Below are 20,229 nucleotides of genomic sequence, written 5' to 3'. Positions count from 1 at the left end.
TCTCAGCGGGCGCCGTACTGGCGCGGTAAGGTCAGGCGCAGGCTGGCGCCGCCGCCCTCGCGGTTGCCCACCTCCAGCGTGGCGCCGATATTGGCAGCCCGCTCGCGCATGCCCACCAGGCCCCAGTGGCCGTTCTCAGCGCGCGTCAGCGCGTCCGGCGGTATGCCCTTGCCGTTGTCGCTGACCAGCAGGGTCAAGCCGCCCGACGTGTACACCAAATCCAGCTCGATCTCGGTGGCCTCGGCGTGGCGAAACGCGTTCCAGATCGCTTCGCGGCCGATGGCAAATACCTCGTCCTTGACCAGCGGCGCCAGCTGGCGCGGCGTGCCGCGTACGTGCATGCGGAAGCCGGGCGGCAGGCCGGCCGCCAGCCGCTCGCCGTAGCGTTGCAGCGCGGCGTCCAGCGGTTCGTCGGCGCGGGCCGACGAGCGCAAGCCCATCACCTCGTCGCGGCCTTCGATCATCGCCTTTTCGATGTAGCCGATGCCGCGCTCCATCGCCGCGCGTGCCGGCAGCGACGGCGGAATCTGCGCCATCGCCGTGTGCATCATCAGCACCGTGCCTTGCGCCTCCTGCAGGAAGGTATCGTGCAGGGCGCGGGCGATGCGTTCGCGCTCGTGCAGCCGTTCCAGGTGGCGCGCTTCGATCAGGCGCGCCATCTGCGCCAGGCGCCAGCGCCAGGCCAGCGCCACCGCCGCCAGCAGCGCCAGCGCGCACAGCGCCCTGAACCACAGCGTTTGCACGAAGGTGGGCGGGATGGTGATGTCGAGCGTGGCGCCGGCCGTGTTCCATACGCCATCGCGGTTGGCGGCGATCACCTGGAAGCGGTAGGCGCCAGGCTGCAGGTTCGTATAAAAGGCTTCGCGGCGGTCGCCCGCATCCTGCCAGCCATTATCGACGCCCTGGAGCCGGTAGCGAAAGCGCGTGCGCTGCGGCGCCGCCAGGCCTTGCGCGGTGTAGGTGATGTGCAGGTTGTTGGTGCCGGTGGGCAGCGCCAGGGGCGAGACTGGTGTTCTCGCCTTGCCGTCGCTGCTCACTGCGCGGATATCGACTGCCGGCGGCATGGTTTCGCGGCGGATGGCGGAGGGCGTGAGCAGCATGGCGCCGCCGGTGCCGGACACCCACAGCACGCCATCGCTCGCTGCCACGATGGCGGGGAAGGAGCCGGTGGGCTGGACATTGCCGCTCACGCCATCCTCGCTGCCCAGCAGTTCGGCCTGCACCGGGGCAGCGCCGCCGTCGCGCACGAAGGCCTGCACCTGCTCGGCGGCGATACGCATCACGCCGTCGTGCGTGCGCAGCCACAGGTCGCCGGCGGCAGTGGACAGCAGGCCGCTCACGCCGCGCAACTCGCGTCCGTCCGCCACGCGCAGGGTCTCCAGGCGCCCGCCGCTGCCGGGCCCAGCACCGGTCATGCGCGGGCCTTGCCCGGTCTCGACAAAACGCGCCACGCCGCGCTCGCCGGCCACCCACACCTGGCCATGGCGTTCGACGATGGTCTGCACATTGCCGATACCCTGGCCGTCGCCGGTATCGACCAGGCGCACGGCATCATGCTCGATCAGAGCCACGGGGCCGCCCTGGTAGCCGACCCACAGGCGGTTTTTGCTGTCGGAGAGCAGTGCCATGATGCGCGCCTGCGGCAACCCGGGGTAGGGCGCATCCCAGCGGCCGCTGCCTGGTACATGGCGCTGCAAGGGCTGGTTCAAAAACGCCGCCCACAGCGCGCCGCCGGCGTCTTCGGCGAGGGCATCGACCCGCACATCGTTCTGGCCGGCGATCACCGGCGCCGCGATCAGGGTGCGCTGCGGCTCACCGGCGCGCCAGATGCCGCCCCAGCCGCCGAGCCACAGGCGGCCGTCGCGCCCGCGCGCCGAACTCCAGAAAGCCGGTCCAGCCGGCCCGTGGCGCACCCCGTCGCGGCCGGTCAGCCAGGAGTGGTTGCCATCGCTGAGCCACACCAGGCCGTTGGCGCCTGCGGCCAGCGCCGGCGTGACCACCGGCGCCAGGTTGTCGGCGGCCGGCGGCAGCGGCGCCACCCGGTTGGGACGGAACTGGTCGAGGCCCGCGACGGTGCCGATCCAGATGGTGCCGTCGCGGTCTTCATAAAAGGTTTGCGGGTGCATGCCGGACAGGCCGCGATCATGCGCCAGCTGCTGGCGCGGATCGGCTGCATTGCTGCCCGGCGCCACGCGTGCGACATGGGTTTCGCTGAGCAGCCACATGGTGCCCGCGCGGTCGAACCACATGCCGCTGCCGGGCAGTTCCGGCTTCGGCGGAGGCGCCGTGGCGGCAGCTGCGGACGTCGAAAGCCGGTAGTTGGCATCGCGGCCGTTCGACACCCACACCGTGCCATCGGGCGCGGCGGCGACCGAGGACAGCGCGATATTGGCGGGACTGGCCACCTGGAAGCGGGCCTGGCCCGCGCGCCGGTAATACACCTTGCGCGACGTCGAAACCCACTGGGTGCCGGCTTGGTCGAACAGCACCTGCCAGATCGTGGCTCCCGGCGCGAAATCCGCCTCGGGCCCCACCCGCACCCAGCGATCCTGACGGCTGTCGAGCCATGCCAGGCCGGCGGCCGTGGTCACCCACGTCACGCCATCCGGCGCTACCGTAAAACTGTGGGTGGCGCCTGGCGGAAAACCCTGGTCGGCGCCGTAGTGGCGCACCCGGTTGCCGAGGAAGGCGCTGGCGCCGCCGAAGCGGTAGCCCACCCACAAGGTGCCGTCGGGCGCGGTATGCAGCGGCAGCACGATCGATGAGCGCAGGGCGTGGCCGTTGATGGCGTCGTGACGTTCGAAGCGCACGCCGTCGAAGCGATACAGGCCGGTCGGCGTGGAAATCCACAGCCAGCCGTCAGGCGTCTGGGTAATCGCCTGGATTTGCGCAGGTGCGCCTTGGGCCGCAGTCCACGCGCGGTGGGCATACAGGTCCAGCAGGCCGGGAGCAGGGGAAGAGTGTGCTGGCGGGGAGGCCGCCAGCGTCAGCAAGCAGATGAGGAAAACGATCCAACTTGTGATGAATTTCATAGTGCCAGGATACCGGGTTTTACGTAAACTTGCCGGAATACACCCCCTCCCCGAAGGGAGGGGGCGAACCGGTCAACCCGTGTTGCGCAACCCTGCCGCCACGCCGTTGATCGACAGGTGGATGCCGCGATGCACGCGCTCATCGGTCTTCGCTTCCGTGGTCAAGGCGCGGTGGCGCTTGATCAGTTCCACCTGCAAGTGGTTGAGCGGATCGATGTAGGCGATGCGGTTCTGGATCGAGCGCGCCAGCAGCGGGTTGTTCACCAGCCGCTCTTCGGCGCCGGTGATGCGCTGCAGGATGTCCAGCGTGTTCGCATGCTCTTCGGTGATGCGCTTGAAGATGCGCTCGCGCAGTTCCTTGTCAGCGACCAGTTCGGCGTAGCGCGAAGCGATTGCCAGGTCGGTCTTGGCCAGCACCATGTCCATATTGGACAGCAGCGTGGCAAAGAACGGCCACTCGCGCGACATCACCTGCAACTGCGCCAGGCGCTGTTCCTGCTCGGCGCCGCCATCGGCCACCCACGCGCCGATGGCGCTGCCGAAGCCGTACCAGCCCGGCAACAGCAGGCGGCACTGGCCCCACGAAAAGCCCCATGGAATGGCCCGCAGGTCCTCGATGCGCTTGGTCGATTTGCGCGAAGCCGGACGCGAACCGAGGTTCAGTTCCGCGATCTCGGCGATCGGGGTGGCGCTGAAGAAGTAATCGGTAAAGCCCGGGGTCTCATAGACCAGGTTGCGGTAGGCCTTGTAGGCGCGGTCGGAAATCTCCGCCATCACCGACTCGAACTGCTGCAACTGCGCCACGTGGGCCGCGTCTTCCGGTTGCGGCAACAGGCTCGCTTCCAGCGTGGCGGCAACCAGCAGCTCGAGGTTGCGGCGGCCGATGTCCTTGTTCGAGAATTTCGACGCGATGATTTCGCCCTGTTCGGTCAGGCGGATCTGGCCGTTGACGGTGCCGTGCGGCTGCGCCAGGATGGCTTCGTACGACGGACCGCCGCCGCGACCGACGGTGCCGCCCCGGCCATGGAACAGGCGCAGCTTGACGCCGGCGTTGGCAAACACGGTGACCAGGTGGGTCTCGGCCTTGTACAGTTCCCAGGTGGATGTGAGGAAGCCGCCGTCCTTGTTGGAGTCCGAGTAGCCGAGCATGACTTCCTGGATCTGGCCCTGCTTGGCGATCAGCGCCTTGACCAGCGGGATCGCCATCACGGCTTCCATGATGCCGGCTGCGCGTTGCAGGTCGGGGATGGTTTCGAACAGCGGAATGACCATCAGGTCCAGTTCCTGTTCCGCCACCCGCAGCAGGCCCATTTCCTTTTGCAGCAGCAGCACTTCGAGCAGGTCGGAGACGGTCTCGGTGTGCGAGATGATGTAGTTGCGGATCGCGCGCACGCCGTAGCGTTGACGAATTTCGCGCGCGGCGCGCAGCACGCCCAGCTCGGACTGGGTTTCGTCCGAGTAGGCGATGTACGGCGACGACAGCAGGCGCGCCTGGCCCAGTTCGGACAGGATCAATCCGACCTTGGCGTCTTCGTCCAGTGCCGAATAATCGGCTTCGGCGCCGGCCTTGGCGAACAGTTCGGACAGCACGCGTTCGTGCACGTCCGACGACTGGCGCATGTCGAGCGAAGCGAGGTGGAAACCGAAGATGTCGGCCGCACGCTTGAGCGTGGACAGGCGCGGACGCACCAGCACCGCGCCGTGGTGGGCACCCAGCGACTCGACCAGCACTTGCAGGTCGGCCGAAAACTCGGCGGCCGTGGCGTACGGCTCGGCGTGGCCCACTTCCTTGCGCAGGATGTTGGTGGCGCCCAGCGCGCGCGCCGTGCTGGCCAGGCGCGCATAGACGCCGATCAGGGCGCGGCGGTACGGTTCGTCGGCGCGGTGGTCGGACGTGTCGGGCGACTGGTCGGCCAGCGCCTGCAGCGCCGGCGAGCAGCCGATCATCAGGGTGGAAATCGACAGTTCGGCGCCCAGCGTGTGCGCTTCCTCGAGGTAGAAATCGAGGATGGTGGTGGCCTGGCGCGTGAGCGCGTGCTGCATGGTGCCGCCGTTGACGTTCGGGTTGCCATCGCGGTCGCCGCCGATCCAGCTGCCCATCTGCACATACGGCGCGTCGATGGTGGTGGTCTCGGCCTCACCGTAGTGGCTGGCGATATCGCCTTCGATGTCGTCGTACAGGCCTGGCAGTTCGCGCAGGAAGGTGATGCGGTAGTAGGACAGGGCGTTTTCAATTTCGTCGGCCACCGTCAGCTTGGTGTAGCGCAGCATGCGGGTTTGCCACAGCGTGGCCACGCGCGCGCGCAGCAGGTGCAGGTTGGCCGCGTCTTCTTTTGGCGTCAACGGCTGGTCGCGCTGGGCCAGCAGGCGCGCGATATCGTGCTCGGCGTCGAGAATCGATTTGCGCTGCACCTCGGTCGGGTGGGCGGTAAGCACCGGTGCGATCAGGGCGTCCTGGAAGAAGGTCTCGACGGTATCGCGTTCGACGCCGGCGCTTTTCAGCTTGGCCAGCGCGTAGCTGACGCTGCCCTTCTGGGCGTCGGAGCCGGCCAGCTGGTGTGCGCGGCGGCGGCGGATGTGGTGCTGGTCCTCGGCGATATTGGCCAGGTGCGAGAAGTACGAGAATGCGCGCACGACGGTAATGGTCTGTTCGCGCGTGAGGATTTTCAGCATGCCGTCCAGTTCGTTGGCGGCGGCCGTGTCGTCTTCGCGGCGGAAGCGCACGGCGGTCTGGCGGATGGTTTCGACCACGGCGAATACTTCTTCGCCTTCCTGGTCGCGCAGCACGTCGCCGAGCAGGCGGCCGAGCAGGCGGATATCTTCTTTCAACGGCGCGTCTTTATCGGCGCCGGCTTGTTCGGGAATATTTTCAGCTTGGAAGTCGTCAGTTGCACTAAATTGGTTTGCCATGAGTTATGCCGCAAAGAAATAAAATGTCGGTGCAAAGGCGGGTGGCCCGGGTCTGCAAGAGGGTGAGCATGGTAAAATTTGTGATCTTAGCCATACACGCTTGACTGGTCTGCGCCGGTTGGGCAGCAGCGACAGTGAAAGAACAGTTTTGAAAACATCCGAAGTAGTCCAGAGTACTCCATCCAGATTGGTGATCGCTTCGCGCGAAAGCCGGCTTGCCATGTGGCAGGCCGAGCATGTGCGCGAACGCTTGGCATTATTATATCCGCAGTGCGATGTCAAAATTGTCGGAATGACGACACGCGGCGATCAAATTCTGGATCGCACCTTGTCCAAGGTCGGCGGCAAGGGTTTGTTCGTCAAAGAACTCGAAGTCGCCATGGCCGAAGGCCGCGCCGACCTGGCTGTCCACTGCCTCAAGGACATGCCGATGGAGCTGCCCGAGGGCTTCGCGATGGGCGCGGTGCTCGAGCGCGAAGACGCGCGCGACGCCTTTGTCTCCAACGACTACGCCACCCTGGCCGATCTGCCCGACGGCGCCATCGTCGGCACCAGCAGCCTGCGCCGCCAGTCGCTGATCGCCGCCAGCTTCCCCCACCTGGTCGTCAAGCCGCTGCGCGGCAATCTCGACACGCGCCTGGGCAAGCTCGATCGCGGCGAGTACGCCGCCATCATCCTGGCCGCCGCCGGCCTCAAGCGCCTCGGCCTGGCCGCTCGCATCCGCTCGGTGCTCGATCCCGAGACCAGCTTGCCGGCTCCCGGGCAGGGCACGCTGGCGATTGAAATTCCCGAACGCAGCGACGGCGTGGACCTGGTGGCGCTGCTGGCGCCCCTGCACCACGAAGACAGCGCGCTGGTGTCGATCGCCGAGCGCACCGTCTCGCGCGTGTTCGGCGGCAGCTGCCAGGTGCCGCTGGCGTCGTACGCCACCATCACCGGCGACCAGATGCACCTGCGCGCCATGGTGGCCACGCCCGACGGCGCGCGCATGATCAGCGCCGAAGCGCGCGGCCCGGCGGTCGACGCCGCCGTGCTGGGCGCGCAAGTGGCGCAGATGCTGGGCGAGCAGGGCGCGGTCGAGATCCTGGCCGCGTGCCTGAGCGAAGCGGCGCAAGCCGACGACGCGGCCCGCTCGGCCGAACTCAAGGCCGACGCCCAGGCCGACGTCGAAGCTGGCGTGGCGCAAAACCAGCCTGAAGTTCAGCCGGCGGGGCAGCCGCAGCCCGCGAGTCTGCCCGGAGTTCAGCCCGGGACCGGGACCTGAGTGGCGCGCCCGGCGCCGATGTCAAGCGAGAGTTTGTGATGGCCGGCGCCGTCATCATCACCCGTCCGCTGGCGCAGGCGCGCCCGCTGGCCGCGCGCGTGGCGGCCCTGGGCCGCACGGTGGAAGTGCTGCCGCTGCTCCAAATCACGCCGCTGGCGCAGCCTGTTGAACTGCTGGCAGCCCTGGCGCGCCTCACCGCGCATCAGCCTCAATCGCAACCTCAATCGCAACCTCAATCGCAGCCGCATTCCCCGCTTCACCCCCAGCCTTATTACCAGTTGGTCGCCTTTGTTTCGCCCAACGCCATCGATGCCGCTTTCGCCCATTTGACCACCGTGCCGCCCGGCGTGACCTGGGCCGTGGTGGGCGAGGGCAGCCGGCTGGCGCTGGCCGCCCATGGCGTGGCGTCTCCCGCTGCCCACGTGGTCAGTCCGCATGACACCGCCCACAGCGACTCCGAACACCTGCTGCAAACCCTCGATCTGGCTGCCTTGAACGGCAAGCGCGTCCTGATCATCCGCGGCGATGGCGGCCGCGAACTGCTGGCCGACGGCCTGCGCGCGGCTGGCGCCCAGGTCGATGTGGTGCCCGCGTACCGCCGCGCGCCGCCAGCGCTCACCGCTGAACTCGAAGCCACGCTGCGCCGCCTGCTGGCGCGGGACAACGACTGGATCATCACCAGCTCGGAGGCGCTGCGCGGCCTGTGCGACATCCTGGCCGAACTCGACGCGCGCGCACCGGCAGGCGAAACGTCATGTGTTGTATCGATGCAACAACAGCATTTGATCGTACCGCATGCCCGGATCGCGGAGACTGCGCATAATCTCGGTTTTTCCCGGACATCCCTCACCGGATCAGGCGACGAACGCCTGCTGGCCGCGCTACAATCACGCCTATGAACGAACTGCCTACATTAACCGACCCCGCCGTCTCCGGCGCTTCCGCTCCCGGCGGTGCCGACCCTTCGGCCGCGCCGTCCAAGCCGGTCCTGTCGTCCCCCGAGCCCACCTTGCTCGCCACGCTGCAGCAGCCCAAGGTGCTGCTGATCGGCGTGGTGGTGCTGGCGCTGCTGCTGGCCGGCCAAACCTGGTCGTCGCACAGGCAAGTGAGCAAGCTGCGCCAGGAAATGGCGCTGCGCCTGCAAAAGGGCGACACCATCAACGGCGAAACCAACAACCTGGCGCGCCAGGTGCAGGAGTCCAGCCGCGAGCTGCAAGCCAAGGTCGCCGTGCTGGAAAGCCGGCAGCAGGAGTCGCAAAGCCAGCAACTGGCGCTCGAGCAGCTGTATCAGGATTTGTCCAAGAACCGCGACGAATGGGCGCTCACCGAGATCGAGCAAGTGCTGTCCACCGCCAGCCAGCAGCTGCAACTGGCCGGCAACGTGCCGGGCGCGCTGATCGCGCTGCAAAACGCCGACCGCAGCCTGTCGCGCTCGGACAAGCCACAGTTCATCACCATCCGCCGGGCGATTGCCAAGGACACCGAAAAGCTCAAGGCCCTGCCCAATGTCGATTCGGTGGGCGTGGCCCTGCGCCTCGATAACGTGATCGCCCAGATCGACACGCTGCCCATGCTGTCCGATGAAAAGCCCACGCTGCCGGCCGCGCCCGAACGCAAGCCGCGCAAGCCGGTCCTCGACAAGAACGGCAAGCCGGTGCCGGTAGCCGCCAATGCTGAACCGGAATCGACGCCGTGGCTGCAATCGCTGCAAGGCGCCTGGAGCGGCTGGAGCACCGAGATGTGGACCGACGTGCGCGAGCTGATCCGCGTGCGCAGTGTCGATCATCCCGATGCGCTGATGGTCTCGCCCACCCAGGCCTACTTCATGCGCGAAAACCTCAAGCTGCGCCTGCTCAACGCCCGCATGGCGCTGTTGTCGCGCAACGAGACCGCGTTCCGCGCCGACCTGGCCGCCGCCCAGGAGGCGCTGGTCAAGTACTACGACACCCGCACCCGCGCCACGCAAAGCGTACAGGCACTGCTGCGCCAGGTTCAAAGCAGCAACCTGGCCATCGAGATGCCCACCCTGTCCGACAGCCTGAACGCGGTACGCAACTACAAGGCGAAGCCATAGCATGCGGATATTTCTCTGGTTAGTCGCGCTGATGGCTGCGGCCATCGGTATCGCCGTGACAGCCCGATTCAACCCGGGCAACGTGGTGCTGTTTTACCCGCCGCACCGCATCGACCTGTCGCTCAACCTGTTCTGCGTGCTGCTGGCGCTGCTCTTCGTGCTGCTGTACGTGGTGATCCGCGCGGTGCGCGCCACCGTCAAGATGCCGCGCAAGGTGGCCGCCTACCGCCAGCAAAAGCGCGAACGCGATGGCAACAAGGGCCTGCGCGAAGCGTTGAAGGCATTGTTCGAAGGCCGCTTCGGCCATGCCGAAAAGGCCGCGCTGCGCGCGTCGGAATTGCCGGAAAACGCCGGCGTGGCCGCGCTGATCGGCGCCCGCGCCGCCCACCGCATGCGCCAGGCTGCGCGCCGCGACCAGTGGCTGGCGCGCCTGCAGGACGACAACGCCATGAAGACGGCGCGCCTGATGACCATGACGGAATTGCTGGTGGACGACCACCAGCCCGAAGCCGCGCTGGCCGCCGTGCGCGAACTGAACGCCAGCGGCACCCGCCACATCCACGCGCTGCAATGGTCGCTCAAGGCCCAGCAGCAGGCCAAGAACTGGCCCGAGGTGCTGCGCCTGGTGCGTTCGCTCGACAAGCACCGCGCGTTGCATCCGGCACTGTCGTCGCGCCTGCGCGAACTGGCCTACGAGGACCTGCTCACCGATAAAACCCACGACGCCGAGTCGCTGCTGCGCGTGTGGTCCACCGTGCCGAACGCCGACCGCATCAAGCCATACATTGCCTGCCGCGCCGCCACTGCCCTCAACGCCCGTGGCCTGCACGACGAAGCGCGCCTGGTGGCCGAGGAGTCGCTCAACGCAGACTGGGATGACCGCGTGGTGCGCACCTACCGCGAAGCGGCGGCGCCCGCCGGCTCGGCCGCGCTGCTCACCCAGATCGACCACTGCGAACGCTGGATGCAAACCCGCCCGACCGACGCCGAACTGGCGCTCACCCTCGGCTCGCTGTGCCTCAAGCAAAAGCTGTGGGGCAAGGCCCAGCGCCACCTGGAGCAGGCACTGTCGGATGCTGCCGACCCGCGCATGGTGCGCGAGTCCCACCTGAAGCTGGCGCAATTGCACGAAGCGCTGCAGCAGACGGAGGAGGCGGCCAGCCATTACCGGCAGTGCGCGCTGGCAACCGTTTTGTAAAAAAGTTGGACCGCAGCGCGGTCCAACTTTCCTAGAATTTGTAATTGGCTGTCACCACCGCGCTGCGCGGATCGCCATACACGCCCGTCCCGTACGACCCCATCCCCGGCATATAGGTCTTATCGAGCACGTTGTTGACGTTTAACGCCACGCTTACGCGCCGGTTGATGTCATAACGCGCCATCAATCCCAGCACCGCGTAAGACGGCTGCGTCGCCCGCCAGCTTGTAGGCCGTGCTCAGTTTGAACAGGTGCCTGGGCTGGTTGGTGTTCACCGCGCTCAGGATCACGTCGGGCTGCGACGGGATGTGCGACGTGCGGAAGGTGTGGCCGCCCGCCACATTCCACCCCGGCGCCGCCTGGCCCGACACTTCCAGTTCCACGCCCTTGCTGGTCACGCCCTCGATCGGGCGGTAGATCTCGCCGCCGGTGGCCGCGTTGATGCCCACGTATTGCGCCCAGTTGTTTTGCTCGGTACGAAACACGGCGATACCGGCGTTCAGGCGCTGGTCGAAGAACTCGCCCTTGATGCCCGCTTCGACATTCTTGCCGGCCACGGCGCGCACCCCGGCGTTACCTGGAAGTCATACAGCTTGTACCAGCTCATGCGCGCGCCGAGGATCACCGACAGTGCATCCGTGGGGCGCAGACGGGTGGCCAGCGACAGCCCTTTTTCGGTGATGGTGGTTTCGCGGTCGGCCCGCTTGGCATAGGACGCTGGCTGCGCCAGGTAGCCGTCCCACGCAAAATAATCGGGCACCGCGATCAGGGCCGGGCTGGCGTAGAGCTGGGCGGCTTTTACCGCGCGCGAATAGCCGGCGCCGAGCATCAGATCGTGCTGGCGGCCGAACAGCGTGAACGGGCCGCTTAGCGCCAGGTTGGCGCTGTCGGTATTGGCCTGGCTGGGCAGCACGCCGGACAGCAGCCGCACGCCGGCGCCGGTGGCGCGGTCCACCACACCGTTGTAGGCCGAACTGTATTCCACTTCCTTCGATTGCTTGAGGTGGCTGGCCGACAGGTCGAGCTTCCAGCCGCTGTCGAAACTGTGCTTGAGCGAGGCGAAGGTGTTGGTGGTGCTGTTGTCCCAGTACGACCAGCGCGCAGCCGGGTTGAGCGAGCGGCGGAAATCGGTTTGCGTGCCGTCGCTGTAGAACAGTGGAATATGGCCGAAGGTGGCGCCATCGGCGCGCGAACGCATGTAATCGATGCCGGCCGTGAGCAGCGTGCGCGGACCGAGGTCGGCCTCGATGATGGCGTAGGCGTTGCGGGTGTCGCGCTGGTAGTAGTCGATGTACGAGTCGGCATTTTGCGCGGCCAGCACGACGCGTGCGCGTACGCTGCCGCTGGCGTTGAGCGCACCGGAAACGTCGGCCACGCCGCGATAACGGCTCCACGAGCCGGCTTGCGGCGGAAAAAATCGGCCATCAGGCCGCGTGCGATGGTGCCCTGGTAGGCGCGCGGCGCGCGCAGTGCCGGCGCCTGGACCGGGCTGCTGCGGGTGAGCACGCGCACAAAGGTATCGTGCGCCAGGTCGGCGGCATCGCCGGCATTGCCCATCTTGCGCGCAGCCAGCCGTGCAGCCAACCGTGGTGGTTGCTGTACAGGGTGGCGGCGCTGTCGTCGTGAAGGGTAATTGGCGGCACGGTTGGTTTAGATATTAAATGCCAATCATTCTCATTTGAGTGATCGCAACATCCCTCCCGCGTGTGCGCCACCATCAACAATCGGCCGCACGCACGGGTGCTGCGCCGCACAAGCAAGCTGTACTTCGCTATAATTACGCGGTTAATCAATTGTCCAATTGTCAGCACCCCTCCAACAAGGAAAACCCATGAGCTTGAATAAAGTGCCTTCGGGCCGCGATGTGCCTAACGACTTCAACGTGATCATCGAAATTCCGATGAACGCCGATCCGATCAAGTACGAAGTCGATAAAGATTCCGGCGCGATTTTCGTGGACCGTTTCATGGGCACCGCCATGCACTACCCATGCAACTACGGCTACGTGCCGAACACCCTGTCGGACGACGGCGACCCGGTGGACGTACTGGTGATCACCCCGTTCCCGCTGATCCCTGGCGTGGTCGTGCGCTGCCGTCCTATCGGCGTGCTGAAAATGACCGACGAATCCGGTGAAGACGCCAAGGTCCTGGCCGTGCCGGTCGACAAAGTACTGTCGATCTACAGCCACTGGCAAAAGCCGGAAGACCTGAACGAGCTGCGCCTGCGCCAGATCCAGCACTTCTTCGAGCACTACAAAGATCTGGAAAAAGGCAAATGGGTCAAGATCGACGGCTGGTACGGCGTGGAAGATGCCAAACAAGAAATCCTGAACGGCGTTGCGTCGTACAACAAGGAAAACGCTGCCGGCTAATCTGCCAGCGCGTTCCATCAAAAAGCCCGGCTGCATTGCGCAGCCGGGCTTTTTTTATGGTCTCGAGATACCGCCTGCAAGGGCGGTGCCGAAGAGAGTGGTCAGCCGCAGATTGGTGCTTCACCTGGCGACAGGGTAGCCGCCGTAAATGGTATGCAATCGATTGCGCAAGCGGCAGTAATGATTGCTGCGCCAGTGCGCAAGAAGGTGAAGGCCAGGCGCGTGCGATATGGCCGCGCCCGGTCGTGCCGCGTCAGTTGCGGGCGTACGCCTCGGCGTTGGCTTCCGCACCGGCTTCGATACCGGCCAGTTCGGCTTCCGCCTCGCGGCGCAGGCGCGACATGTACTGCGGCGTGATGCCCAGGTACGAAGCGATGGCCCGCTGCGAGATGCGTGCTTCCAGGCCGGGATATTCCTCGCGGAATGCGGCCAGGCGCTCCTGGGCCGAGGTCTCGCCGGTGGCGTAGGCGCGTTGGGCCAGGTTGTGCATGCCGTGCATGGCCGCCTGCAGGTGGTAGTGCTGCATCACCTCGCTTTGGGCGCGCAGGGCGCTGGCCTGGGTCCAGTCGAGCGTAAAGCCGTGGATCGTGGTTTCCGCCACCAGGAATTGCACGGCCGGCTGGCCATTCTCGCCGGCGATCAGGTCGGTGAGGGTGGTGGCCGATTCCCCTTCGCGATAAAAGCGCAGGGTGACTTCCACGCCGTCGCGGTTGAAGAACCCGCTACGCGCCACGCCGCTGGCCAGCCAGTGTACCTGGGTGGCAACGGCGCCGGCACGCTGCAGGAACTCGCCCTTGCGCACATGGAACGGCTGGGCGATGTGCGCCAGCTGGTCGGTTACGTTGGTATAAGCCTCTTCGGTGACACCGAGACGTTTCATTGTCGCGGCCTTGAAGCGGTTCCGTTGTTTTATAAAATCTGCATTCATTGTTTTACGTCACGTGTTGTGACAAAACCGTCAACGGGCATAGAGTATAGGCGCGATTGAAAATGCTGTGAAGCAAACTGGTTTCATCCATGGTCAGATAGTTGCTACCGCTAACATTCTACCCGCTTAACGAAATCCTCACCTAATTACGTAAGGGTTGCCCTTATTTAAAGGGTGCGTGCTCGGCCAATTCGTCGATATATTCCTCGATGGCGGCAGTTTCCTGCGCCAGGAAATCGCCGATGGCGGCGGCAAAACGCGGGTCCGCCACCCAGTGCGCCGACCACGTGGGCGTGGGCGACAGGCCGCGCGACATCTTGTGCACGCCCTGGGCGCCGCCCTCGAAACGGGCGATGCCGTGCGTAATGCAATACTCGATCGCTTGCACGTAACAGGTTTCAAAATGCAGGCCCGAGACGAACTCCGTCGTGCCCCAGTAGCGTCCGTACATAATGTCGCCGCCCACCAGGTTGAGCGCCACGGCCACCGGCTGGTCGCCGCGCTGCGCCAGCACGATCATCAAGTTGTCGGCCATGTGTTCGCGCAATTGCTCGAAAAAGGCCAGGCTCAGGTAGGGTCTGTTGCCATGGGCCTGGTACGTGGACACGTAGCACCGGTAAAAGAACGCCATCGCCTCCTGCGTGATGGCGGCGCCGGCCAGGTGCCGGAAGGTGATGCCGGCTTCGACCACGCGGCGGCGGTCCTGGCGGATTTTCTTGCGTTTGTCCATCTTGAAGCTGGCCAGGAACGCGTCGAAATCGGCGTAGCCGGGATTTTCCCAGTGGAACTGCACGCCTTCGCGCAGCATGAAGCCGGCCGCTTGCAGCGCTTGCCGGTCCTGCTCGTCGGGGAACAGGATGTGCAGCGACGAGGTTTCCAGCTGTTGCGCCACTTGCAGCACGGCGCGCGCGAGCAGGGCGCGGTCGTCACGCGTGCGCGCCAGCAGGCGGCTGCCGGTCACCGGCGAAAACGGCACCGCCGAGAGCAGCTTCGGATAGTATTCGATGCCGTTGCGGTGGAAGGCATCGGCCCAGGCGTGGTCGAATACATATTCGCCGCGGCTGTGATGCTTGAGGTAGAGCGGCATGGCGCCGTGCAGCACGCCGTCCCGGTACATGACCAGGTAGCGCGGGGTCCAGCCCGTTTGCGGGCAGGCGCAGCGGGTGGTGTGCAGCGTGTGCAAAAAGCGGTATGCCAGCGTGGGATTGTCGCCGGCCAGCGCTTGCCACTGCTGCTCGTCCACGCCCTCCAGCGACTCGATGATCGAAAACTCTGCTTCTGACACACTGCCTCCTGCCCATGATGGTGGGCCAAGTCTAGCGTATCCACGACCTTTGCGTTGGCGTTGCGCATGCGATAATTGGATTCCATGCCTGTGCACCACCGTCGGAAAGATCCTTTATGAGCTCGAATTTCCTCAATCTGTACACCCACGATTTCGCCCGCGTGGCCATTGCCGCGCCAGTGTGCCGCATCGCCGACCCCGCCTACAACGCCGAGCAGACCATTTTACTGGCCAACCAGGCGGCGGAGCAGGGCGCGGCCCTGGTGGCGTTCCCGGAACTGGGCCTGGCCGCCTACACGTGCGACGACCTGTTCCACCAGCGCGCGTTGCTCGACGCCTGCCTCGATGCGCTGGCGGAAATCGTCAACGCGTCGTTGCAGTGGAAGATGGCGGTCGTGGTCGGTGTGCCGCTGCGGGTGGAGCACCAACTGTACAACTGCGCGGTGGTGGTGGCCAACGGCCAGATCCAGGGCGTAGTGCCCAAGTCGTACCTGCCCAACTACGGCGAGTTCTACGAAGCACGCCAGTTCAGCAGCGGCGACTACGCGGTGGCGGTCGAGATGGACTTGCTCGGTGAGCGCGTGCAGTTCGGCGCCGGCCTGCTGTTCGAGGTGGCCGACGTGCCGCTGCTGAAATTCCACGTCGAGATCTGCGAGGACGTGTGGGTGCCGGTGCCGCCGTCGTCGTTCGCGGCGCTGGCTGGCGCCACGGTGCTGGTCAACCTGTCGGCCTCGAACGCGGTGATCGGCAAGGCCGGCTACCGCAACCAGCTGGTCGGCAACCAGTCGGCGCGCTGCATCGCCGCCTACCTGTACACGTCGGCTGGCGGCGGCGAATCGACCACCGACATGGCGTGGGACGGCCAGGGCGTGATCTTCGAGAACGGCGAACTGCTGGCCGAATCGAAACGTTTTACCGACGAGCCGGTGCTCACCTTTGCCGACATCGACCTCGAGCGCCTGTCGCGCGAGCGGATGCGCATGAATACCTTCGCCCAATCGGTGCAGCGCCACGCGGCCGAAGTGAACAAGTTCCGCACCGTGTTCTTCGAGCTGGAACTGTCGCGTGAAGCACCGCTGGCGCTGCGCCGCTGCGTCGAGCGCTTCCCTTACGTGCCGGCCGATGCGCGCCGCCGCGACGAGCGCTGCAACGAGGTCTATAACATCCAGGTGCAGGCGCTGGCGCAGCGCCTGAGTTCCAGCGGCATCAGGAAGGTGGTGATCGGCGTCTCGGGCGGGCTCGATTCCACCCACGCGCTGCTGGTGTGTGCGCGCGTGATGGACAAGCTGGGCTTGCCTCGCACCAACATCCTGGCGTATACCATGCCCGGCTTTGCCACCAGCGAGCGCACGCTCAAGCAGGCGCACGCGCTGATGCAGCTGGTCGGCTGCTCGGCCCAGGAAATCGATATCCGCCCCAGCTGCATCCAGATGCTCAAGGACCTGGGGCACCCGTACTCCGAGGGCCAGGCGCAGTACGACATCACGTTCGAGAACGTGCAGGCCGGCGAGCGCACCAACCACCTGTTCCGCCTGGCCAACCACCACGGCGGCATCGTTGTCGGCACCGGCGACCTGAGCGAGCTGGCGCTGGGCTGGTGCACGTACGGCGTGGGCGACCACATGTCGCACTACAACGTCAACGCCAGCGTGCCAAAGACGCTGATCTCGCACCTGGTGCGCTGGGTGGCCGAATCGGGCGTGATCGGCCGCAACGACGCGCAAGTGCTGCTCGACATCCTCGGCACGGAAATCAGCCCCGAACTGGTGCCCGGCACCGCCGGTGGCCAGCCAGAACAGCGCACCGAAAGCACGATCGGCCCGTACGAGCTGCAAGACTTCAACCTGTACTACGTGCTGCGCTTCGGCTTTGCGCCGTCCAAGGTGGCGTTCCTGGCGCTCAACGCCTGGCGCGACAGGACGCTCGGCCGCTGGCCCGACGGCGACCACGTGGCGCGCAACGAGTACGACCTGGCAGCGATCAAGCACAACCTCGGGATTTTCCTCGACCGTTTCTTCCGTACCAGCCAGTTCAAGCGTAGCTGCGTGCCGAACGGACCGAAGGTGGGCAGCGGCGGCTCGCTGTCGCCGCGCGGCGACTGGCGCGCACCGAGCGATGGCCAAAGCGTTGTCTGGATGGAAGAATTACGCGCCATTCCGGTGCGCGACTGACAAAAGTCCGGACTCGGCGTCAAGGCGGCTGGTAAGTGCGCTGTTGTCGATTACAATAGATCCATTGCTATTGCTGGCCAAGAATTTTCGATTCAAATATTAGGAGAAGTCATGAAACAGATTACCGCAGTGATCAAGCCGTTCAAGCTGGACGAAGTGCGCGAAGCGCTGGCCGAAGTGAACGTGACCGGCCTGACTGTGACCGAGGTCAAGGGCTTCGGCCGCCAGAAAGGCCACACCGAACTGTATCGTGGTGCGGAATACGTGGTCGATTTCCTGCCGAAAGTGAAGGTTGAAGTGGTGGTGGACGACGGCGTGGCCGAGCAGGTGGTGGACGCCATCATCAAGGCTGCCCGCACCGGCAAGATCGGCGACGGCAAAATCTTCGTGCAAAACGTCGAGCAGGTGATCCGCATCCGTACCGGCGAAACCGGCCCGGACGCAGTGTAAATCAGTTCAATACGTCACTCCCGCCCGGGAGTGACGCGGGCACCGCCGTCGTTTTAACGGCGGTTGGCCCTGCGACGCCATCCGATCAGCGCCAACCCTCCCATCAGCATTGCCCACGTCTGCGGTTCCGGCACCGCCAGCACCCGCACATTGTCGATTGCCGCCGCGCTGAAACCGCTGGTCCGGTTGGCGGTCGAGAATGCGTAGAACCGCACTTCGTCCATCCCGCGTACGTCGCTCAGTCCCAGCACCGAAGCGCCGCTGAAATTGCCTGACCCCGTCAACAGTCCATCCAGGTAAGTGGTCCAGTAGCCGTGCCGGTTCAGGTATCCCGAGCCGACACCGAACTCGATGCTGGTGAAATCGCGGCCATCGGCCACGCGGATGCCGATGTAGGCATTGCTGCCCGCCGTGGCCAGGTAATTGCCGGAGAACGAAGGGCTGAGTTCATCCGGCGCGTCGTAGCAGTCGAGGCCGGCGTAGCCGCAGCCGTTGTTGCTGGCCGAGCCGCTGGCAAAGAACAGCAGGCCGTCTTCGGTCCAGGTGTTCGACAAGGCCGTATTGCCTTCGAACGTGGCGGCGTGGTTGTAGCCGGCGAGGGTGGCGCTGTTGCCGGTGGTGGCGGTGACCGCCGCTGCAGCGCTGCCGGCGGCGCCGGCCAGCAGCACCGAGAGGGCCAGGGTACGTAGATTCATGGGTTCTCCTTATGGGTTATGGCGTTGGAATCAGATCGACGGCGTCCCAGGCATAGCCGGGGCTCAGGTACTTGACACCGCTCGAGCCGCTGATGGCCGTGAGCGTCAGGGTGTTCTGGCCCACCAGCAGCTCGCTGGCCGGAATATTAAAGGTCAGCATGGTGTTATTGCCGCGATAGGTGCCAACCGTGAGCGTGCGGGTTTTCGGCTGGTTCGGTGCGGCCGGGTTGGCCGAGCTCCAGCCATTGACTGAAATCTTCGGCCGGCCGCCGGCAAAACCGACCGTGATGCCGGCGCGCAGCGTGTAGGCGCGGATTTCGCTCTGCTTGAGGTTGAAGCGGATCACCAGGTTGCCGTTCACTTCCTTCCACTGGTAAGCGGGGAAGCCGGTGGCCGGGGTGGATGTGCCGATCACGTAATCGGGCACGGTCCAGGCGGCCATGCGCACATCCTGCGGGTGCATGGTGGTGAGCTTGTCGCCGTTGATGAACTCGTTTGGCGTGCCGTCCCAGTCGCCGATGCGCCACTTGGGCGTGACGCTGCTCGGATCGCCCGCGACGGTGATGGTGTTGAGCGTGGTGACGGCGCCGGCATTGACCGTCACGCTGCGGGTGTCGACTGCCAGCTCGTTCTTGTACACCGTCATGGTGTAGGTGCCGGGCAGCATGCCGGCGCTGCTGTAGTAACCGTTGGACGGGGTGGCGTCGGCATAGTATTGCGCCGTGGCGTTGGCAAAACCCACCGTGTAGGCATAGCGCGTGTCGCGGTTGGCGATGCCCACGCCGGCCACGCCGCCACGGCCGCTGTCCGGCACGTAGCCGAGCAGGCCCATGCCGGCGAACCACGATGTATCGATGGCGCCCGGTGCGCTGCCGTCGGTGAAGGTCATGGTGTAGGTGTTGAGGATGCCGGGACGGAACGCCTCGGTCTGCGCCTCGCCGTAGTTGATGATGTAGGTGATTTCCTGGTTGGTGGACGTGCCCTGGTTGAGCAGGCTGCGGTAGAACGGCCCGCCCGAGCCGCCTTCGTGGTTGTCGCGCACGATCCACAGGCCGGCGGTGGCGCTGGTGGCACCGATGTAGCGCCAGTCCTTGAGCCGCATGTTCGAGTAGTGCTTGGAGCGGGTTTCGCCGTTGGGCATGCCGAACACGTCGCCCGATTCGATGGCGCCGTTGGTGCCGCGCAGGTCGGACGGCACCGGGCCGTTTGGCAGCGCGGCGATCGGTACCCGCACGATGAAGCGCGCCAGGCCCAGCGTACTCGGTTCGGTCGTGAAATACGTGCCCATGTAGATATTCGGATCGCCCCGGCGCGCCATGTAGTAATGGGTAAGGTCGCCTGCTTGCACGGTGATCTTGATGGTGTCGGCGCCGACCGTGGTGGCGGTCACGGCCACCGCCGAGACATTGTTGTACAGGTAGTCGAAGCCCGAGTTCAGCTGGGTGCCGCGCGCCTGGTCCTGGTACTGCACGCCGTTGTAGATCATCGAGGCGATATCGCCGGCCGACTGGGTGCTCACGCCATTGTCGGTGCGGCGGATCTTGAACACCAGTCCGGCGCCGGTATCGACGGTGTAGAAGTTGGTGTCCTGGGTGAGGCCGAAGGTTGCGGCGTTGGCCAGCGTGGCGTTGCTGGCGTCGGCGCCCGCGACCGTGGTGGTGGCGAGGGTGCGGGCGGCTGGCATGTTGCCGTCGCTGGTACTACTGCCACTGCCACCGCAACCGGCGAACAGGGACAGTGCTGCCGCGCCGGTGAGGACGCGCAGGGTATTGGTTTCCATGATTGTGTCTCCCTAAAGATATTATTTATATTGAATAGGGCGCGCCGGCACGCTGACACACATAGTCT

At 65.6% G+C, this 20,229-nt stretch carries 16 protein-coding genes and 1 pseudogene; 7 read left to right on the top strand and 10 right to left on the bottom strand.

All coding sequences use genetic code 11. The features are described 5' to 3' along the window. Positions 1–2 precede the first annotated feature (2 nt). Entirely contained in the window at positions 3–3,032 is a 3,030-nt protein-coding gene (locus ASF04_RS05190) for a sensor histidine kinase (protein ID WP_056138749.1), read from the bottom strand. Positions 3,033–3,104: 72 nt separating this feature from the next. Continuing rightward, the gene (ppc, locus tag ASF04_RS05185; protein ID WP_056138748.1) at positions 3,105–5,942 is read right to left on the bottom strand and encodes a phosphoenolpyruvate carboxylase; all 2,838 of its coding nucleotides are present in this window, start codon (positions 5,940–5,942) and stop codon (positions 3,105–3,107) included. Between the two features lie 187 nt (positions 5,943–6,129). Between ppc and hemC the strand changes: the two genes are divergently transcribed. Genes hemC through ASF04_RS05165 form a run of 4 tightly spaced genes read left to right on the top strand, consistent with a single transcriptional unit; the run spans position 6,130 to position 10,478 of the window. Beyond that, positions 6,130–7,206, top strand: a complete 1,077-nt coding sequence (hemC, locus tag ASF04_RS05180) for a hydroxymethylbilane synthase (protein WP_056138747.1) — start codon at positions 6,130–6,132, stop codon at positions 7,204–7,206. Between the two features lie 38 nt (positions 7,207–7,244). Further along, entirely contained in the window at positions 7,245–8,105 is an 861-nt protein-coding gene (locus tag ASF04_RS05175) for a uroporphyrinogen-III synthase (RefSeq protein ID WP_056138745.1), read from the top strand. Further along, complete coding sequence (locus ASF04_RS05170) at positions 8,102–9,280, top strand: uroporphyrinogen-III C-methyltransferase (RefSeq protein WP_056138743.1); 1,179 nt, start codon at positions 8,102–8,104, stop codon at positions 9,278–9,280. The genes ASF04_RS05175 and ASF04_RS05170 overlap by 4 nt, the downstream gene beginning before the upstream one ends. 1 nt (position 9,281) lies before the next feature. Beyond that, positions 9,282–10,478 carry a heme biosynthesis protein HemY gene (locus ASF04_RS05165; RefSeq protein WP_082488557.1) on the top strand — a complete coding sequence of 399 codons (1,197 nt, stop codon included), beginning with the start codon at positions 9,282–9,284 and terminating at the stop codon, positions 10,476–10,478. Positions 10,479–10,509: 31 nt separating this feature from the next. On the opposite strand, the gene ASF04_RS28450 is transcribed toward ASF04_RS05165, so the two are convergent. From ASF04_RS28450 to ASF04_RS28665, 4 genes and pseudogenes are all read right to left on the bottom strand, one after another. Next, the gene (locus tag ASF04_RS28450) at positions 10,510–10,662 is read right to left on the bottom strand and encodes a TonB-dependent receptor (protein WP_255360903.1); all 153 of its coding nucleotides are present in this window, start codon (positions 10,660–10,662) and stop codon (positions 10,510–10,512) included. Further along, entirely contained in the window at positions 10,649–11,035 is a 387-nt protein-coding gene (locus ASF04_RS28070) for a TonB-dependent receptor domain-containing protein (protein WP_255360902.1), read from the bottom strand. Before ASF04_RS28070 ends, ASF04_RS28450 begins: the two co-directional genes overlap by 14 nt. Next, the gene (locus ASF04_RS28065; RefSeq protein ID WP_056138739.1) at positions 10,978–11,853 is read right to left on the bottom strand and encodes a TonB-dependent siderophore receptor; all 876 of its coding nucleotides are present in this window, start codon (positions 11,851–11,853) and stop codon (positions 10,978–10,980) included. Before ASF04_RS28065 ends, ASF04_RS28070 begins: the two co-directional genes overlap by 58 nt. Before the next feature lie 86 nt (positions 11,854–11,939). After that, positions 11,940–12,035 (bottom strand): annotated as a pseudogene (locus ASF04_RS28665) (RNA polymerase subunit sigma); the annotation flags it as partial. Between the two features lie 274 nt (positions 12,036–12,309). Here ASF04_RS28665 and ppa point away from each other — a divergent pair. Beyond that, complete coding sequence (ppa, locus tag ASF04_RS05150; RefSeq protein WP_019922024.1) at positions 12,310–12,852, top strand: inorganic diphosphatase; 543 nt, start codon at positions 12,310–12,312, stop codon at positions 12,850–12,852. A 253-nt stretch (positions 12,853–13,105) separates the two neighbouring features. Here ppa and ASF04_RS05145 read toward each other — a convergent pair whose 3' ends face one another. Both ASF04_RS05145 and ASF04_RS05140 read right to left on the bottom strand, forming a co-directional pair. Beyond that, a complete protein-coding gene (locus ASF04_RS05145; RefSeq protein ID WP_056138738.1) occupies positions 13,106–13,732 on the bottom strand; it encodes a Crp/Fnr family transcriptional regulator in 627 nt (208 codons plus the stop codon). Between the two features lie 211 nt (positions 13,733–13,943). Beyond that, positions 13,944–15,065, bottom strand: a complete 1,122-nt coding sequence (locus tag ASF04_RS05140; RefSeq protein ID WP_056138736.1) for a GNAT family N-acetyltransferase — start codon at positions 15,063–15,065, stop codon at positions 13,944–13,946. Positions 15,066–15,181: 116 nt separating this feature from the next. Here ASF04_RS05140 and ASF04_RS05135 point away from each other — a divergent pair, with 116 nt between their 5' ends. Together ASF04_RS05135 and ASF04_RS05130 are read left to right on the top strand one after the other, a co-directional pair. After that, a complete protein-coding gene (locus tag ASF04_RS05135; RefSeq protein ID WP_056138734.1) occupies positions 15,182–17,236 on the top strand; it encodes an NAD(+) synthase in 2,055 nt (684 codons plus the stop codon). Between the two features lie 111 nt (positions 17,237–17,347). Further along, positions 17,348–17,686, top strand: a complete 339-nt coding sequence (locus tag ASF04_RS05130) for a P-II family nitrogen regulator (RefSeq protein WP_019922031.1) — start codon at positions 17,348–17,350, stop codon at positions 17,684–17,686. Between the two features lie 53 nt (positions 17,687–17,739). On the opposite strand, the gene ASF04_RS05125 is transcribed toward ASF04_RS05130, so the two are convergent. After that, positions 17,740–18,381, bottom strand: a complete 642-nt coding sequence (locus tag ASF04_RS05125; protein WP_056138732.1) for a PEP-CTERM sorting domain-containing protein — start codon at positions 18,379–18,381, stop codon at positions 17,740–17,742. A 16-nt stretch (positions 18,382–18,397) separates the two neighbouring features. After that, the gene (locus tag ASF04_RS05120) at positions 18,398–20,161 is read right to left on the bottom strand and encodes a rhamnogalacturonan lyase B N-terminal domain-containing protein (RefSeq protein WP_056138730.1); all 1,764 of its coding nucleotides are present in this window, start codon (positions 20,159–20,161) and stop codon (positions 18,398–18,400) included. Between the last annotated feature and the right edge of the window lie 68 nt (positions 20,162–20,229).

This window comes from Duganella sp. Leaf61 (assembly GCF_001421905.1).
GTDB classification, from domain to species: Bacteria; Pseudomonadota; Gammaproteobacteria; order Burkholderiales; family Burkholderiaceae_D; genus Rugamonas; species Rugamonas zoogloeoides.
Note: the sequence above shows the minus strand (reverse complement) of the source record. Positions and strands in the feature narration are given on the sequence as shown.

What these genes read in the sequence shown, in the direction of transcription:
- ASF04_RS05130 (WP_019922031.1), top strand. Translation starts at nt 17,348, where the DNA reads ATGAAACAGATTACCGCAGTGATCAAGCCGTTCAAGCTGGACGAAGTG.
- ASF04_RS05190 (WP_056138749.1), bottom strand. Translation starts at nt 3,032, where the DNA reads ATGAAATTCATCACAAGTTGGATCGTTTTCCTCATCTGCTTGCTGACG.
- ASF04_RS28450 (WP_255360903.1), bottom strand. Translation starts at nt 10,662, where the DNA reads ATGGCGCGTTATGACATCAACCGGCGCGTAAGCGTGGCGTTAAACGTC.
- ASF04_RS05125 (WP_056138732.1), bottom strand. Translation starts at nt 18,381, where the DNA reads ATGAATCTACGTACCCTGGCCCTCTCGGTGCTGCTGGCCGGCGCCGCC.
- ASF04_RS05175 (WP_056138745.1), top strand. Translation starts at nt 7,245, where the DNA reads ATGGCCGGCGCCGTCATCATCACCCGTCCGCTGGCGCAGGCGCGCCCG.
- ASF04_RS05135 (WP_056138734.1), top strand. Translation starts at nt 15,182, where the DNA reads ATGAGCTCGAATTTCCTCAATCTGTACACCCACGATTTCGCCCGCGTG.
- ppa (WP_019922024.1), top strand. Translation starts at nt 12,310, where the DNA reads ATGAGCTTGAATAAAGTGCCTTCGGGCCGCGATGTGCCTAACGACTTC.
- ASF04_RS05120 (WP_056138730.1), bottom strand. Translation starts at nt 20,161, where the DNA reads ATGGAAACCAATACCCTGCGCGTCCTCACCGGCGCGGCAGCACTGTCC.
- ASF04_RS05170 (WP_056138743.1), top strand. Translation starts at nt 8,102, where the DNA reads ATGAACGAACTGCCTACATTAACCGACCCCGCCGTCTCCGGCGCTTCC.
- ppc (WP_056138748.1), bottom strand. Translation starts at nt 5,942, where the DNA reads ATGGCAAACCAATTTAGTGCAACTGACGACTTCCAAGCTGAAAATATT.
- ASF04_RS05145 (WP_056138738.1), bottom strand. Translation starts at nt 13,732, where the DNA reads ATGAAACGTCTCGGTGTCACCGAAGAGGCTTATACCAACGTAACCGAC.
- ASF04_RS05165 (WP_082488557.1), top strand. Translation starts at nt 9,282, where the DNA reads ATGCGGATATTTCTCTGGTTAGTCGCGCTGATGGCTGCGGCCATCGGT.